A 15,188-nucleotide genomic window follows, 5' to 3' on the forward strand; every position below is an offset into this window, starting at 1 on the left:
AGCGAGCAGTATGAAAGAGAAATAATATCTGTTACGCAGTAAAATGAATTCGCTGTTGTGGTCATTAAATGTTGTCAGGTTATTAATTAAAGATGAATTTTAAAATAATATTTTAACAGCGTTATGAATGAAGGGATAATAAAGGTGGATAGCAATCATAAAGGCCGGAGATAGCGCCGGCCTTTATTGATCTTACAGCTGCTCGCCGTTGCTGGCGATAACCTGCTGATACCAGGCGAAGCTTTTTTTCTTCGAGCGCGCCATAGTGCCGCTGCCGTCATCGTTTTTATCGACGTGAATAAAGCCGTAGCGCTTGTTGTACTGACCGGTGGTGAAAGAGACGCAGTCGATACAGCCCCATGGCGTGTAGCCCATCAGGTCGACGCCATCCTCCAGCACCGCTTTTTTCATCTGCTCGATGTGCGCGCGCAGATAATCGATGCGGTAATCATCTTCGATAAAGCCGTCGGCATTCGGCTTATCAATCGCGCCAAAGCCGTTTTCTACAATAAACAACGGCTTCTGATAGCGCTCATATAACGCGTTCAGGGAGTAACGCAGGCCCACCGGATCGATCTGCCAGCCCCAGTCGGAGGCTTTCACATGCGGATTCGGCACGCTGCCTTCAAAGCCGGTAATGGCGTCGCCTTCGCCTTTGGCGTTGGCCTGCACCGCGTTGCTCATGTAGTAGCTGAAGCCCACGTAGTCGCAACAGCCGTTGCGCAGCGTCTCTTCATCGCCCGCTTCCATCTCGATGTGGTAGCCTTTGCGCGCCCACTCATGCAGCACGTAGGCGGGATAGTAGCCGCGCATCTGCACGTCGCTAAAGACATAGCGGCGGTGCATCGCTTCCTGGGCGAACATCACATCGTCTGGATGGCACGAGAAAGGATAGACGGGCACCATGGCGATCATGCAGCCGATCTGGAAATCAGGATTGATGCGATGTCCCAGCGCCACCACTTTCGCGCTGGCGACAAACTGATGGTGCATTACCTGATACATGGTCTGCTCAGGATTATCATGGTCGGTAAATACCACGCCGGAACAGCAGTAGCCGAACAACGGATAGTTCCAGGTACGCTGGTTGTTGATCTCGTTGAAGGTCATCCAGTATTTCACTTTGTGCTGATAGCGGCGCAGGACCACCTCGCTGAAACGCACAAAGAAGTCGACCACTTTTCGGTTCAGCCAGCCGCCGTACTGTTTTACCAGGTGCCACGGCATTTCAAAGTGGGAAAGGGTAATGACCGGCTCGATGCCGTGCTTTAACAGTTCGTCGAACAGATCGTCATAATACTGTAAGCCTGCCTCGTTCGGCTCCAGTTCGTCGCCGTTAGGGAAAATACGCGTCCAGGCGATAGAGGTGCGGAAGCATTTAAAACCCATTTCGGCGAACAGCGCGATATCATCTTTATAACGATGATAAAAATCGACCGCCTCATGGTTAGGGTAGTTATAACCGGGCTGAACGCCGTCGGTCATAACACGATCGACGCCGTGCGATCCGCCGGAAAGCACGTCGCAGATGCTGATGCCTTTGCCGCCCTGATCCCATCCTCCTTCAACCTGATGCGCGGCAACGGCGCCGCCCCACAAAAAATCTTTCGGTAACTGATGCCTGGTCATAAAGCGTTCCTTACTGTTGCAGTAAAAAAGCGGTCGGGCCGCGGATTATCACGCAGCGGCCGCTACAAAATAAAGGCGATGCCGCGGTAAGAGAGCGTGAAATAATAACGCGCCGGTGATAAAGGTTGTTTGGAGTGTAGCAAAGCGCAGGGGAATGTCACGTTATAACGAAACGTGACAAATGTAATTTGTTACCTGTAAAAAACAGCTTGTTTTATTCGCTCAGGCGGCTGGCGAGTTTACGACCAATACTTTCGATAATATAGAGCGTCGGCACTTGGGTAGTGATATCAAAGCCGCCGTTCATGCGAATTAATGGCATATGGCAAGAGATATTAAAATCCGCCAGCTTCGCCAGCGAGCTGGTTTCACTATTGGTAATAGTAATGATTTTGCATCGATGCAGGCTGAACTGGCTGGCAAGCCGCAGGATTTCTTCGGTTTCGCCGGAAATGGAAAGGATAATCGCCACTGCGTCTTTATACATATCATTGCTGACCGGATAATAAGGGTCGTCGATGTAATTACTGAATTTACCTACGTTAGAGAAAAAGCGTGCACCATATTTTCCTAACGTGCCGGAAGTGCCCGCGCCGATAAAAATAATACGCTGCGCCGCCAGAATATGCTCCACCGCCTGGCTAATTAAATATTCGAAATCGTCATTATTAATGCTTTTAAAGAAGCTGACCATTTCATTCACGCCATAATTAATCGGGCGCTGCTGTTCCTGCTCCAGATATAATTTAAAGCGAATGCGAAATTCAGAATAACCATCGCACTGCATTTTGCGGCAGAAGCGCAGCACCGAGGTGGTGGAGACACCGGCAGCGTCCGCCAGCTCGCGGATGGTCATATACATCACTTTGTCACCGCTTTTGATCACGGTGTTATAAACCTGCATCTCGGTGTCGTTAAGCGTTGAGATTATGCTGTGAGTAAACATGCTGTATCCGCGTCAGTCATTACCGCGCCTACCTTACCAGATTTTGTTTTTTTCGCCGATGCGTGCGTAAGCGTTACAGGCGGACATAAAATTCTTTCAGCTTACAGGTGTATACTGAAATGATTCTCAGCTAGTCTTTGAATGCGTAAAAAACCGGCGCAACCTGTCGATAAAGATTTCCTTTTTTGCACAGGGCATTACGCAATTTCAGGGGGTGAATATGGCGAATAAAAATGTATTAGCCGAGGGATACTCGCTGGCGGAAGAGATCGCTAACAGCATCAGTCATGGCCTGGGCTGCATCTTTGGCATCGTCGGGCTGGTGTTGCTGCTGAGCCAGGCCATCGACGCTAATGCGGGCGCGCTGGCAATTACCAGCTACAGCCTGTATGGCGGCAGCATGATTCTGCTGTTTCTCGCCTCGACGCTTTATCATGCTGTTACAAACCCGCGCGCTAAATTCTGGCTGAAAAAGCTGGATCACTGCGCGATCTACTTACTGATTGCCGGCACCTATACGCCGTTTCTGCTGGTGGGGCTGAAATCGCCGCTGGCGCATGGTCTGATGGTGGTGATCTGGAGTCTGGCGCTGCTGGGCATTATTTTTAAGCTGGTCTTCATCCACCGTTTCAAGGTGCTGTCGGTGGTGACTTACCTGTTGATGGGCTGGCTCTCGCTGATCGTGATTTATCAGCTGGCGATCAAGCTGGCGCCGGGCGGTCTCTGGCTGCTGGCGGTGGGTGGCATCATCTACACGCTGGGCGTGATTTTTTATGTGGCGAAGCGTATTCCATACAACCACGCCATCTGGCATGGCTTTGTTCTGGGCGGCAGCATCTGCCACTTTTTAGCGATCTACCTTTATATACTGAAGCCCTAAAAAAGGCGGCCTGAAGGCCGCCTTTTTATTTTTCAGACCGGTTATTCCGCCAGCGAGTAGGGCAGCGGCTGAATAGCCAGTTCGCCGCCCTCGTCGCCCTGCACGCGTAGTACGCTTTCCGGCTCCAGATCGTTATTCAGCACCGCCTGTACCCAGACATCGCCGGACTCCAGCTGTACGGCCGTCAGAATAGTGCCGGTGCGTCGCCAGTTTTCACCCATCTTCAGCTCCAGCGCGTCGCCCGCCTCCGGAACACGTCCCGCTTTGCCCGCCAGCCAGTAAAGCGCTCGCTTGTTGGCGCCGCGGAACTTGGCGCGCGCCACCATCTCCTGACCGGTATAGCAGCCTTTCTTAAAGCTGATCGCATCCAGCGCCTGCAGGTTGGTCGCCTGTGGGATCAGCTGGCCACTGGTTTTTTCATCCAGCACCGGCAGGCCCGCTTCAATATCCAGCGCCAGCCACTGCTGACTACCGTTAAGCTGCGCCTCGCCCGCCAGCGCCTCTTTCAGTTCGGCGGCTTTTTCCGCGGTGGTCACCAGCAGGAAACGTTCGGCAGGCGTGCCGAACCAGAGCAGCGTTGAATCGCCATCTTGCACCACCGGCGTCTGCGCATCCGGCAGAGCGGCGAAACGGTGAGTCAGCGCCGCTCTGGCCTGAAAGCCCGCCACGCCCAGCAGAACCGGCTGTTCGTCGGCGGCGATCGTCACCTTAGAAAAAACGGCGTATTTCTTCAGCTCGGTGATCTGCATATCGCGCACGCTGCGGCGCACCAGATAGGCGTAGCCTTCGCCGCGATGGAACAGTCGCAGGTTGCTCCACATTTTCCCTTTCGCATCGCAGTGCGCGCAGGGTAAATGCTGCTCGGCAGCCAGCGCAGCGACGTCCAGCGTCACCTGGCCTTGCAGATAGGTGGTGCTATCCGCGCCCTGCACGGAAACCAGCGCCCAATCCTCCAGCGAAATCAGCGTCAGCGGCAGTCGGGAGGAAGCAACGGGCTGGCGCGGTGGAAACGTAAAGTCAGGCATAGGGAGTCCTGAAAAAGTCAGTGGATAAGGAATAGTGACCTCATATTAAAAGAGCAGTATGGCTTTGCAACCTGTTTCCTGAAGCGGACGCACAAATCGCGTGATAACCTCGCAACCCGCATTGCCACTTTGCGCTGTGGCCCGCAGGGGGAGAATTTGCCTTCAACAGGCCCGAAAAAAAGCGCTACACTAGCCTGCATGTTTGAGCCAACCGATGACGGAACACATGGATATCAACGATAAATCCCGTATTCACTGGGCCTGCCGCCGCGGCATGCTGGAGCTGGATATCGCCATTATGCCTTTCTTTAAATATGAATATGATTCGCTGAGCGATGAAGATAAGGCGCTGTTTATTCGTCTGCTGAAAAGCGACGATCCCGATCTGTTTAACTGGCTGATGAACCACGGCGAGCCGGCCGATGCCGAGCTGAAACGTATGGTGCAGCTGATTCAGACGCGCAACCAGCAGCGTGGCCCGGAACGTGGTGCGGTGGCAATCTGATCTCTCCCCGTCGGCGCGGGCGCAGCAGATAACCTGCCTGCTCTATAGCCCGCTCGTCTTCGGATTGCTGTTGTTGCCCTGGCCGCCGTCGCTGGCGCCGTTGATGATGGTGCTGCTGCTGCTAATGCTCGGCGAACTGTGGCGACGTCTGCATCTACAACGTCGCTTCAGCGGCCGCTTAACGGCGGAGGAAAGCCGCATCTGGCGCTGGCGACAGCGGGATTATCAGGTGATGCGGCCGCCGTTTATTCTGCCGTTTGGCATACTGCTTACGCTGCGCACGCCGCAGGGGACACGCCTGTCATTGTGGCTGATGCGGGACAGCATGCCGGAAGCGAACTGGCGCGCGCTGCGTCGCCTGTTTAAGGGATATGAGCCCGGCTAAACGCCACGTGCGGCAGTGAAGTCAGGCAAGGCCCGCGCAGCGGTTGCTATAGCAGCGCGGCGGTTTCCGTAAGGATCTGCTCGCACCATTGGGCGATGCGCTCATCGCTCTCTTCAAACTGATTCACATCATCCAGCGCCAGGCCGACAAATTGCGTGCCGTCGGCGGTAAGCGGTTTCGGGCTGGTAAACTCGTAGCCTTCAATCGGCCAGTAGCCGACGAACTGAACGCCCATCGGCGCGAGCAGCTCATGCAGCATTCCCAGCGCATCGAGAAACCACTCGCCATAGCCGAGCTGATCGCCCATGCCGTAGAGCGCCACCACTTTGCCGCGCAGCTTCAGCGTCGGGATCTCCTGCCAGACCGCCTCCCAGTCTTCCTGCAATTCGCCGAAATCCCAGGTCGGGATGCCGAGGATCAGCATATCGTACTGCTCCATCAGCGCTGGAGCGTCATCCTTCAGGTTGTGCAGCGTGACCAGCTCCTCGCCGATAAAATCACGAATTTTCTCGGCGGCCATCTCGGTGTAACAGGTGCTGGAACCGTAAAAAAGGCCAATTTTCATACGGAACATCTACTCATTCATATCATCAGATGGGCGCAATTGTATCAGAAGGGCGCCGCTTTCAGGCATAATGCGGTGAAATTCACGGCTTTGCGCGAGGGAAAAAGATGCAGGATAACGATCTTATTGAACAGTTTCTCGATGCGCTGTGGATAGAGCGTAATCTGGCGCAAAACACCCTGACCTCCTATCGACAGGATCTGCTGTCGCTGACCGGCTGGCTGGCGCATCACCAACGTTCTCTGCTCCAGGCAGACGCGGCCGATTTACAGGCTTTTCTTGCCGAGCGCATCGAGGGCGGTTATAAAGCCACCAGCTCGGCGCGCCTGTTAAGCGCGACGCGGCGGCTGTTCCAGTATCTCTATCGCGAAAAGCTGCGCGATGACGATCCAAGCGCGCTGCTCTCGTCGCCCAAACTGCCGCAGCGTCTGCCGAAGGATCTGTCGGAAGCGCAGGTGGAGCGGCTGCTACAGGCGCCCAGCGTCGATCAGCCGATTGAGCTGCGAGATAAAGCGATGCTGGAGCTGCTCTACGCCACCGGACTGCGCGTTTCAGAGCTGGTGGGGCTGACGATAAGCGATGTCAGTCTGCGCCAGGGCGTGGTGCGTGTGATCGGCAAAGGCAACAAAGAGCGACTGGTGCCGCTGGGCGAAGAGGCGATACACTGGCTGGAACAGTATATGGAATATGGTCGTCCGTGGCTGCTGAACGGCCGGGCGATTGACGTGCTGTTTCCCAGCAACCGCGCGCAGCAGATGACCCGCCAAACCTTCTGGCACCGCATCAAACATTACGCCACGCTGGCCGGCATCGACAGCGAGAAGCTGTCGCCGCACGTGCTGCGGCACGCCTTTGCCACGCATCTGTTGAACCACGGCGCGGATTTACGTGTCGTACAAATGCTGCTGGGGCACAGCGATCTCTCCACGACGCAAATTTATACGCATGTCGCCACCGAGCGTCTGCGTCAGTTACATCAACAGCATCATCCGCGCGCCTGAGGCGGCGGAGTAATAAGGGAACAGGATGAAAAAAACTTTTGCCATCGCCGCTTTGCTGGCTGCTTCTGTTGCTGGCGTAGCCCAGGCGGATGACGCCGCGATTCAGCAATCTTTGCGCAAGCTGGGACTGCAACAGGTCGAGATCCAGCCTTCGCCGTTGCCGGGCATGAAAACCGTGCTCTCTGAAAGCGGCGTGCTCTATGTCACCGAAGATGGAAAGCACTTTATTCAGGGGCCGCTATATGATGTCAGCGGCGCGCATCCGGTGAACGTCACCAATCAACAGCTGCAGAAAAAAGTCGATGCCTTAAGCAAAGAGATGATCGTCTATAAGGCGCCGAAAGAGCAGCATATGATTACCGTTTTCACTGATATCACCTGCGGTTATTGTCGCAAGCTGCATCAGGAGATGGCCGACTACAATGCGCTGGGCATCACCGTGCGCTATCTGGCTTTCCCGCGCGAAGGAATGAATGGGCAGGTGGCGAAGAAAATGAAGTCCATCTGGTGCGCGGCGGATCGTAATAAAGCGTTCGACGCGGCAATGAAAGGCGACGAAGTTTCTCCCATCGATTGCAAAATCGATCTTCAAAAGCAGTATCAGCTGGGCATTCTGTTCGGCATTCAGGGCACGCCTGCCATCCTGATGGAGAATGGCATGATGATTCCAGGTTATCAGGGGCCGCAGGAGATGAAGCAGTTTCTTGATAAACAAAAGAGCGGTAGCTAATCAGCAGTGAATAAACCGATGCAACTTCGCCGCCGTGAGGCGGCGCCCGATACAGCTTTGCCGACGGATTTTCATCCGTTGCTGCGTCGCCTTTACGCCCAGCGCGGTATAGGCGACGCGCGCGAGCTGGAGCGCGGCGCGAAATTCCTTCATCCCTGGCAGGGGTTGAGCGGCATGCAGCAGGCGGTTGAGCTGCTGCATCAGGCGCTGCGCGATCAAAAACAGATTATGATCGTCGGCGATTTCGATGCCGACGGCGCCACCAGCACCGCGTTGACCGTACTGGCGTTACGCAGCATGGGCGGTCAGCACGTACAGTATCTGGTGCCTAACCGCTTCGATGATGGCTATGGCCTGAGTCCCGAAGTGGTGGAGCAGGCGGCGGCGCGCGGCGCAGAGCTAATCCTGACGGTGGATAACGGCATTTCTTCCCACGCGGGCGTGCTGTGCGCGCACCAGAAAGGCATCCCTGTGCTGGTGACCGATCACCATCTGCCAGGTGAAACGCTGCCTGAAGCGGAAGCGATCGTTAACCCTAATCTTGATGACAGTACTTTTCCTTCCCGCGCGCTGGCGGGCGTCGGCGTCGCGTTTTATCTGATGCTGGCGCTGCGGGCGCATCTGCGCGAGCAGGGCTGGTTCGATAACGGCCTGGCAATCCCAAATCTGGCGGAGCTGCTCGATCTGGTGGCGCTCGGCACGGTGGCGGACGTGGTGCCGCTGGACGCCAATAACCGCATTCTGGTCTGGCAGGGAATGAGCCGCATCCGCGCAGGCAAGTGCCGTCCCGGCATTCGCGCGCTGCTGGAAGTGGCGAATCGCGATGCGCGCCAGCTGGCCGCCAGCGATTTAGGTTTCGCGCTTGGCCCGCGTCTTAATGCCGCCGGTCGTCTGGATGATATGTCAGTAGGCGTGGCGCTGCTGCTGACGGAGGATCTGGCGCAGGCGCGGATGTTGGCCAGCGAGCTGGATGCGCTGAACCAGACGCGCAAAGAGATTGAGCAGGGGATGCAGGCGGAAGCGTTGGCGCTCTGTAATCAGCTGGAGCGCAGCAGCGATACGCTGCCGCTGGGTCTGGCGTTTTATCATCCTGAGTGGCATCAGGGCGTGGTAGGTATTCTGGCATCCCGGCTGAAGGAGCGCTTTCACCGTCCGGTAATCGCTTTCGCCCCTGCGGGCGACGGCACGCTGAAAGGTTCAGGCCGTTCGGTAGCGGGATTGCATCTGCGCGATGCGCTTGAACGTCTGGATACGTTGAATCCGGGGTTGATCCTGAAGTTCGGCGGCCATGCGATGGCGGCAGGTCTGTCGCTTGAAGAGGCGAAGTTCGAGCAGTTCAGCACGCTGTTTAGCGCCCTGGTGGGCGAGTGGCTGGATGCGGACGCATTGCAGGGCGTTATCTGGTCAGACGGCGAGCTGTCGGCGCCGGATCTGACGCTGCCGGTGGCGGAAATGCTGCGCGATGCGGGGCCGTGGGGACAGGCTTTTCCGGAGCCAGTGTTCGACGGCAAATTTAAGCTGTTGCAACAGCGTCTGGTGGGCGAGCGTCATCTGAAGGTGATGGTGGAGCCGTTAGGCGGCGGGCCGTTGCTGGACGGCATCGCGTTTAATATTGATACGCGTCTTTGGCCGGACGCCAGCGTGCGTCACGTTGAGCTGGCCTATAAGCTGGATGTGAATGAGTTCCGCGGCAATCGTAGCGTGCAGTTGTTGATCGAACATATCTGGCCGCTATAGGGCAGGGCGGTGTCGGTTGGTTAAAACCGGGCAGTGCCGATTGGTTAAAAACAATCCGTGCCGGTTAGTTAAAACCGGGCAGTGCCGATTGGTTACAAACAATCCGTGCCGGTTGGTTAAAACCGGGCTGTGTCGGTTGGTTAAAAGCAATCCGTGCCGGTCGCAAGAGGGACAGGCCGCTCGGCGGGACGGCATGCACCCATCCCTGGGGCCTCCGCCCGCGCCTTCCCTGGCGCGGGAGGCCCGCCTCTCGTCCTGTCCCTCTTACTCCTCTGATATCGCGCTTGCGTAACCTGACCTTTTAAAATTTTATCGGCTTTTGTTTGGTAAAGCCTTTGCACGATAACTGGACGGTGAAGTATTTGCACAATGTCAGGACGGTGAACTATTTGCACGATGCCAGGACGGTGAACTATTCGCACGATGTCAGGACGGCGAACTATTTGCACGATGTCAGGGAGGCGGCGGGCAGGCCGCGAAGTAAAGCCTCCGCGTCAGGGATGACGCGGCGGAGTCTCCAGGGATGGATTGACGACGACTTTACGTAGCGGCCTGCCCGTCGCTGACCGAAAGTGAGCGACTTAATCACCGCGCCCGCCGTCCGAATCCTGCCTCCTTAAACCCCGCACCCGCTGTCCGAATCCTGCTCCTTAAACCCCGCACCCGCTGTCCGAATCCAGCCCCTTAAACCCCGCGCCCGCTGCACCTGCACAAACCGCCGGACAAAACTACAATCTCCTCGCCTTTTCGGGTAAACTGCCCGGTCATATCCATAGACACTTCCTAAAAGATTCGAAAGCCATGTTTGAAATTAATCCGGTCAAAAACCGTATTCAGGACCTCACTGAGCGCAGCGACGTTCTTAGGGGGTATCTTTGACTACGATGCCAAGAAAGAACGCCTCGAAGAAGTAAACGCCGAGCTGGAACAGCCGGACGTCTGGAACGAACCTGAACGCGCTCAGGCGCTGGGCAAAGAGCGATCCGCGCTGGAAGCCGTAGTCGAAACCCTCGACCAGATGAGCCAGGGCCTTGAAGATGTCACCGGCCTGCTGGACCTGGCCGTTGAAGCGGAAGATGAAGAAACCTTCAACGAAGCCGTCGCCGAGCTGGATGGCCTGGAGAAAAAACTGGGCGAGCTGGAATTCCGCCGCATGTTCTCCGGCGAATATGACAGCGCCGACTGCTACATCGATCTGCAGGCAGGATCGGGCGGCACCGAAGCGCAGGACTGGGCCAGCATGCTGCTGCGCATGTATCTGCGCTGGGCGGAAGATAAAGGCTTTAAAACCGAAGTCATCGAAGTCTCCGACGGCGAAGTGGCGGGCATCAAATCCGCGACTATCCGCATCTCCGGCGACTACGCCTTCGGCTGGCTGCGTACCGAAACCGGCGTGCATCGTCTGGTGCGTAAAAGCCCGTTCGACTCTGGCGGTCGTCGCCACACCTCGTTCAGCTCCGCCTTCGTTTACCCGGAAGTGGATGACGACATCGACATCGAAATCAACCCGGCGGACCTGCGCATCGACGTCTACCGCGCATCCGGTGCAGGCGGTCAGCACGTTAACCGTACCGAATCGGCCGTGCGTATTACCCACATTCCGACCGGTACCGTCACCCAGTGTCAGAACGACCGTTCCCAGCATAAAAACAAAGACCAGGCCATGAAGCAGATGAAAGCCAAGCTTTATGAACTGGAAATGCAAAAGAAAAATGCTGAGAAACAGGCGCTGGAAGACAACAAATCTGATATCGGCTGGGGCAGCCAGATCCGTTCTTACGTGCTGGACGATTCACGCATTAAAGATCTGCGCACCGGCGTGGAAACGCGCAACACGCAGGCGGTGCTGGACGGCGATCTGGATCGCTTCATTGAAGCAAGTTTGAAAGCAGGGCTATAAGGAACCGACATGTCTGAACAACAACCGCAGGGCGCTGATGCCGCGCTTGAACTTAATAACGAACTGAAAGCGCGTCGTGAAAAGCTCAGCGCGCTGCGTGAACATGGCGTGGCGTTCCCGAACGATTTCCGCCGCGACGGCATTTCCGAACAGCTGCACGCGCAGTATGACGAGAAAAGCAACGAAGAGCTGGAAGCGCTGAATATCGAAGTCAGCGTGGCGGGCCGTATGATGACGCGCCGCATTATGGGCAAGGCGTCGTTTGTAACGCTGCAGGACGTCGGCGGCCGCATCCAGCTTTACGTGGCGCGCGACGACCTGGCGGAAGGCGTTTACAACGAACAGTTTAAAAAGTGGGACCTGGGCGACATCCTCGGCGCGCGCGGCAAACTGTTCAAAACCAAAACCGGCGAACTCTCTATCCATTGCACCGAACTGCGCCTGCTGACCAAAGCGCTGCGTCCGCTGCCGGATAAATTTCACGGCCTGGCCGATCAGGAAACGCGCTATCGTCAGCGCTACCTCGATCTGATTGCCAACGAAGAGTCGCGCAAAACCTTCCGCATTCGCTCCCAGATCATGGCCGGCATCCGCCAGTTCATGGTGAGCCGCGACTTTATGGAAGTGGAAACGCCGATGATGCAGGTGATCCCAGGCGGCGCCTCCGCGCGTCCGTTCATCACCCATCACAACGCGCTCGACATTGATATGTACCTGCGCATCGCGCCGGAACTCTATCTGAAACGTCTGGTGGTGGGCGGTTTCGATCGCGTATTCGAAATCAACCGCAACTTCCGTAACGAAGGCATCTCGCCGCGCCATAACCCTGAGTTCACCATGATGGAACTCTATATGGCCTATGCGGATTATAAAGATCTGATCGAGCTGACCGAAAGCCTGTTCCGCACCCTGGCGCAGCAGGTGCTGGGCACCACCGAAGTGCCTTACGGCGACCAGGTGTTCGACTTCGGCAAGCCGTTCGCTAAGCTGACGATGAAAGAAGCGATTCAGAAATACCGCCCGGAAACTAACCTGGCCGATCTGGATGATTTCGATAAAGCGGTCGCCATTGCGCGCTCGCTGGGCATCAAAGTAGAGAAAAGCTGGGGCCTGGGTCGCGTTGTCACTGAGATTTTTGAAGAGACCGCGGAAAGCCATCTTATCCAGCCGACCTTTATCACCGAATATCCGGCAGAAGTTTCTCCGCTGGCGCGCCGCAACGACACCAACCCGGAAATCACCGACCGCTTTGAATTCTTTATCGGCGGCCGCGAAATCGGCAACGGTTTCTCCGAGTTGAACGATGCGGAAGATCAGGCCGATCGCTTCCGTCAGCAGGTGGAAGCGAAAGACGCGGGCGACGACGAAGCGATGTTCTTCGATGAAGACTACGTCACCGCGCTGGAGCACGGCCTGCCGCCGACCGCAGGTCTGGGCATCGGTATCGACCGCATGGTAATGCTGTTCACCAACAGCCACACCATCCGCGACGTGATCCTGTTCCCGGCGCTGCGTCCGTCCGGCAAATAACGCTGACGACAGAGTAAAAAGGACGCTTCGGCGTCCTTTTTCATTTCCGCCTTGAGATACGCTTGCGCCTTTGCCAGGCTAAAAATCTGGCTTCATCAGGAGTAAAGCTATGTCTTCATCTTCACGTCCGCAATGCATCGGCCGCTGGCAAACGCTGGAGGAACCCGATAAGGCCCACTATCGCGGCAGCGATGAGCGCATGGGCATCGGCGCGCCGCTGGGCCGCGCGCTGGGGCTGACGCGCATCGGCATTCATCACGAGCGCCTGCTGCCGGGCCGCCGCCTCTCTTATCCGCACGCCGAAAGCGCCGAAGAGGAGTTTGTCTATGTGCTGGAAGGGCAGCCCCATCTCTGGCTCAACGGCGAGCTGCATGCGCTGACGCCGGGCGACGCGGTGGCGTTTCCGGCGGGCACCGGCATCTGCCACACCTTTATTAACAACAGCGAAGAAGAGGTCAAATTGCTGGTGGTGGGCGAGGCGAACAAAAAGGAAAATCGCATCTACTATCCGCTGAATCCCGACTACGCCGCCACGCGCGCCGACCGCTGGATCGAGCCGCCGGCGCAGCCGCTCGGCACCCATGACGGCCTGCCGGATGCGCAGCGCAAGTAAAAGTACGCGTCAGGATTTAATGTCCGCCTGTAGCCAGCGTTCAAAATGTACGTAAGGGATATTAGGCGCGACATTGTTATACAGCGTTTTGCCGCTCTGTTTATCCTCCTGAAAGAAATCCCGATGGCGCAGCGAGAGATCGCGGTGGATTGTTGCGCCAGACGCAATATTCCCTTGTCGTAGCCAGGGTGTTTGTTGTGATAACACTGTGTTTTAATAGCCGCCGCGACGCAAAACATTCAAGGCATCACCACAACGCGTCGTCTGAACCGCTGCCTGACAGCGGCCTGCCTGGAGTCTGCAATCATCGTTTTTTTGGGAGAGTGTTATGCCTGTTTCATTACTGGCTCTGGCGCTGAGTGCGTTTGCAATCGGCACCACCGAGTTCGTTATTATGGGATTACTGCCGGAGGTGGCGGGCGACCTGCGCGTTTCTATTCCTTCCGCCGGCTGGCTGATCAGCGGCTATGCGCTGGGCGTGGCGATCGGCGCGCCGGTAATGGCGCTGCTGACCGCGCGCCTGCCGCGTAAACGCACGCTGATCCTACTGATGTCGATCTTTATTATCGGCAACGTGCTGTGCGCCCTGGCCTACAGCTACAATCTGCTGATGCTGGCGCGCGTTGTGACCGCGCTCTGTCACGGCGCGTTCTTCGGCATCGGTTCGGTGGTGGCTGCCAGCCTGGTGGCGCCTAACCGCCAGGCCTCCGCCGTCGCGCTGATGTTTACTGGCCTGACGCTGGCTAACGTGCTGGGCGTGCCGCTCGGCACCTGGTTCGGCCAGCTGTTCGGCTGGCGCGCTACCTTCTGGGGCGTGGCGGTAATTGGCGTGCTGGCGTTTATCGCCCTGATCGTCAGCCTGCCGACCAACAAAGATGAAAAGCCGGTACATCTCGCCAGCGAAATCAGCGCGCTGGCGAACGGCAAGCTCTGGCTGTCGCTGCTGATGACTGTCTGCTTCGCGGCGGCGATGTTCGCGCTGTTCAGCTATATCGCGCCGCTGCTGCTGCAGGTCACCGGCATCAGCAATCGCGGCGTCAGTTGGACGCTGTTCCTGATCGGCGCAGGGCTGACAGTGGGCAATATCATCGGCGGCAAGCTGGCGGACTGGAAAGTGTCGTTCAGCCTGATTCTCAGTTTTGCGCTGATCGCGCTGTTTTCGCTCGCCTTTAGCTGGACCAGCCACGGCCTCTGGCTGGCGGAAATTACCCTGTTCCTGTGGGCGATGGCCACTTTCGCCACCGTCCCCGGCCTGCAAATCAACGTAGTGCGCCACGGTAAAGAGGCGCCGAATCTGGTCTCGACCCTGAACATTTCCGCGTTTAACGTCGGCAATGCGCTGGGCGCCTGGGTTGGCGGGGCGGTAATCGACGGCGGTTACGGCCTGACCTCGGTGCCGGTGGCCGCCGCCGTGCTGGCCGTGCTGGGGCTGATTGTCTGCCTGATGACTTTCCGCCGCGCGGGCGGACAGACGCAGACGGCGCGCGCTTAACCCTGTGCAAAAGCGCTGGCGGCATCACTGTGCCGCCAGCGAATCAGCAACGTCCTTATTCCCATTCCTTGCCGCTGCGGCGCCACGCCATACGCGTCATCTGCTCACTTACCCCGATGTTTCCCAAATCAGAGGCTTAATAAAGATCTGCCAGAACCGTTACCGACGTCGCCGGTAATGAGGGAAGGATTATCTGAATGCGTCACGCTAATTACGCGCTAAAGTGTTCGCTTATAAACCGTTAGGGTTG

The 15,188-nt window shown here is 56.9% G+C and carries 14 protein-coding genes; 10 read left to right on the plus strand and 4 right to left on the minus strand.

What is annotated here, in order from left to right; all coding sequences use genetic code 11:
- Nucleotides 1-192: 192 nt before the first annotated feature.
- Entirely contained in the window at nt 193-1,629 is a 1,437-nt protein-coding gene (locus MYY08_RS09770) for a 6-phospho-beta-glucosidase (RefSeq protein WP_038624321.1), read from the minus strand.
- 214 nt (nt 1,630-1,843) lie between these two features.
- Entirely contained in the window at nt 1,844-2,575 is a 732-nt protein-coding gene (locus MYY08_RS09775; RefSeq protein ID WP_038624323.1) for a MurR/RpiR family transcriptional regulator, read from the minus strand.
- Nucleotides 2,576-2,795: 220 nt separating this feature from the next.
- On the opposite strand from MYY08_RS09775, the gene trhA reads away from it, so the two are divergent.
- Nucleotides 2,796-3,455 carry a PAQR family membrane homeostasis protein TrhA gene (trhA, locus tag MYY08_RS09780; protein ID WP_038624325.1) on the plus strand — a complete coding sequence of 220 codons (660 nt, stop codon included), beginning with the start codon at nt 2,796-2,798 and terminating at the stop codon, nt 3,453-3,455.
- A gap of 41 nt (nt 3,456-3,496) precedes the next feature.
- On the opposite strand, the gene ygfZ is transcribed toward trhA, so the two are convergent.
- Complete coding sequence (gene ygfZ / locus MYY08_RS09785) at nt 3,497-4,480, minus strand: tRNA-modifying protein YgfZ (protein ID WP_038624327.1); 984 nt, start codon at nt 4,478-4,480, stop codon at nt 3,497-3,499.
- Between the two features lie 226 nt (nt 4,481-4,706).
- On the opposite strand from ygfZ, the gene sdhE reads away from it, so the two are divergent.
- Both sdhE and MYY08_RS09795 read left to right on the plus strand, forming a co-directional pair.
- Complete coding sequence (sdhE, locus tag MYY08_RS09790; RefSeq protein ID WP_038624329.1) at nt 4,707-4,985, plus strand: FAD assembly factor SdhE; 279 nt, start codon at nt 4,707-4,709, stop codon at nt 4,983-4,985.
- Nucleotides 4,969-5,370, plus strand: coding sequence for a protein YgfX (locus tag MYY08_RS09795; RefSeq protein ID WP_052133863.1), 402 nt, complete (start codon nt 4,969-4,971; stop codon nt 5,368-5,370). Before sdhE ends, MYY08_RS09795 begins: the two co-directional genes overlap by 17 nt.
- A 46-nt stretch (nt 5,371-5,416) precedes the next feature.
- Here MYY08_RS09795 and fldB read toward each other — a convergent pair whose 3' ends face one another.
- Nucleotides 5,417-5,935, minus strand: a complete 519-nt coding sequence (gene fldB / locus MYY08_RS09800) for a flavodoxin FldB (RefSeq protein WP_038629888.1) — start codon at nt 5,933-5,935, stop codon at nt 5,417-5,419.
- 107 nt (nt 5,936-6,042) lie between these two features.
- On the opposite strand from fldB, the gene xerD reads away from it, so the two are divergent.
- The 7 genes from xerD to MYY08_RS09835 all read left to right on the plus strand — a co-directional run bounded on the left by xerD (nt 6,043) and on the right by MYY08_RS09835 (nt 14,938).
- Entirely contained in the window at nt 6,043-6,936 is an 894-nt protein-coding gene (xerD, locus tag MYY08_RS09805) for a site-specific tyrosine recombinase XerD (protein WP_038624333.1), read from the plus strand.
- Nucleotides 6,937-6,961: 25 nt separating this feature from the next.
- Entirely contained in the window at nt 6,962-7,666 is a 705-nt protein-coding gene (gene dsbC / locus MYY08_RS09810) for a bifunctional protein-disulfide isomerase/oxidoreductase DsbC (RefSeq protein WP_038624335.1), read from the plus strand.
- A gap of 18 nt (nt 7,667-7,684) precedes the next feature.
- Nucleotides 7,685-9,403: a single-stranded-DNA-specific exonuclease RecJ gene (recJ, locus tag MYY08_RS09815; RefSeq protein WP_373996395.1), complete on the plus strand. Its 1,719-nt coding sequence runs from the start codon at nt 7,685-7,687 to the stop codon at nt 9,401-9,403.
- An 801-nt stretch (nt 9,404-10,204) separates the two neighbouring features.
- Nucleotides 10,205-11,303 (plus strand): peptide chain release factor 2 gene (gene prfB / locus MYY08_RS09820; RefSeq protein ID WP_103790883.1). Its coding sequence is split into 2 segments (ribosomal slippage): nt 10,205-10,279 and nt 10,281-11,303, totalling 1,098 coding nucleotides; the frame shifts between segments, so codons are not numbered across the junction.
- A gap of 9 nt (nt 11,304-11,312) precedes the next feature.
- Complete coding sequence (gene lysS / locus MYY08_RS09825) at nt 11,313-12,833, plus strand: lysine--tRNA ligase (protein ID WP_038624341.1); 1,521 nt, start codon at nt 11,313-11,315, stop codon at nt 12,831-12,833.
- 109 nt (nt 12,834-12,942) lie between these two features.
- Entirely contained in the window at nt 12,943-13,446 is a 504-nt protein-coding gene (locus MYY08_RS09830; RefSeq protein WP_084970512.1) for a cupin domain-containing protein, read from the plus strand.
- 328 nt (nt 13,447-13,774) lie between these two features.
- On the plus strand, nt 13,775-14,938 hold the full coding sequence (locus MYY08_RS09835) for an MFS transporter (RefSeq protein ID WP_038624346.1): 1,164 nt from the start codon (nt 13,775-13,777) through the stop codon (nt 14,936-14,938).
- Nucleotides 14,939-15,188 lie beyond the last annotated feature (250 nt).

The sequence above is a fragment of the Mixta sp. genome (assembly GCF_024610815.1).
GTDB classification, from domain to species: Bacteria; Pseudomonadota; Gammaproteobacteria; order Enterobacterales; family Enterobacteriaceae; genus Mixta; species Mixta calida.

What these genes read in the sequence shown, in the direction of transcription:
- MYY08_RS09770 (WP_038624321.1), bottom strand. Translation starts at nt 1,629, where the DNA reads ATGACCAGGCATCAGTTACCGAAAGATTTTTTGTGGGGCGGCGCCGTT.
- recJ (WP_373996395.1), top strand. Translation starts at nt 7,685, where the DNA reads ATGCAACTTCGCCGCCGTGAGGCGGCGCCCGATACAGCTTTGCCGACG.
- MYY08_RS09835 (WP_038624346.1), top strand. Translation starts at nt 13,775, where the DNA reads ATGCCTGTTTCATTACTGGCTCTGGCGCTGAGTGCGTTTGCAATCGGC.
- dsbC (WP_038624335.1), top strand. Translation starts at nt 6,962, where the DNA reads ATGAAAAAAACTTTTGCCATCGCCGCTTTGCTGGCTGCTTCTGTTGCT.
- sdhE (WP_038624329.1), top strand. Translation starts at nt 4,707, where the DNA reads ATGGATATCAACGATAAATCCCGTATTCACTGGGCCTGCCGCCGCGGC.
- ygfZ (WP_038624327.1), bottom strand. Translation starts at nt 4,480, where the DNA reads ATGCCTGACTTTACGTTTCCACCGCGCCAGCCCGTTGCTTCCTCCCGA.
- fldB (WP_038629888.1), bottom strand. Translation starts at nt 5,935, where the DNA reads ATGAAAATTGGCCTTTTTTACGGTTCCAGCACCTGTTACACCGAGATG.
- MYY08_RS09775 (WP_038624323.1), bottom strand. Translation starts at nt 2,575, where the DNA reads ATGTTTACTCACAGCATAATCTCAACGCTTAACGACACCGAGATGCAG.
- xerD (WP_038624333.1), top strand. Translation starts at nt 6,043, where the DNA reads ATGCAGGATAACGATCTTATTGAACAGTTTCTCGATGCGCTGTGGATA.
- trhA (WP_038624325.1), top strand. Translation starts at nt 2,796, where the DNA reads ATGGCGAATAAAAATGTATTAGCCGAGGGATACTCGCTGGCGGAAGAG.
- MYY08_RS09830 (WP_084970512.1), top strand. Translation starts at nt 12,943, where the DNA reads ATGTCTTCATCTTCACGTCCGCAATGCATCGGCCGCTGGCAAACGCTG.
- lysS (WP_038624341.1), top strand. Translation starts at nt 11,313, where the DNA reads ATGTCTGAACAACAACCGCAGGGCGCTGATGCCGCGCTTGAACTTAAT.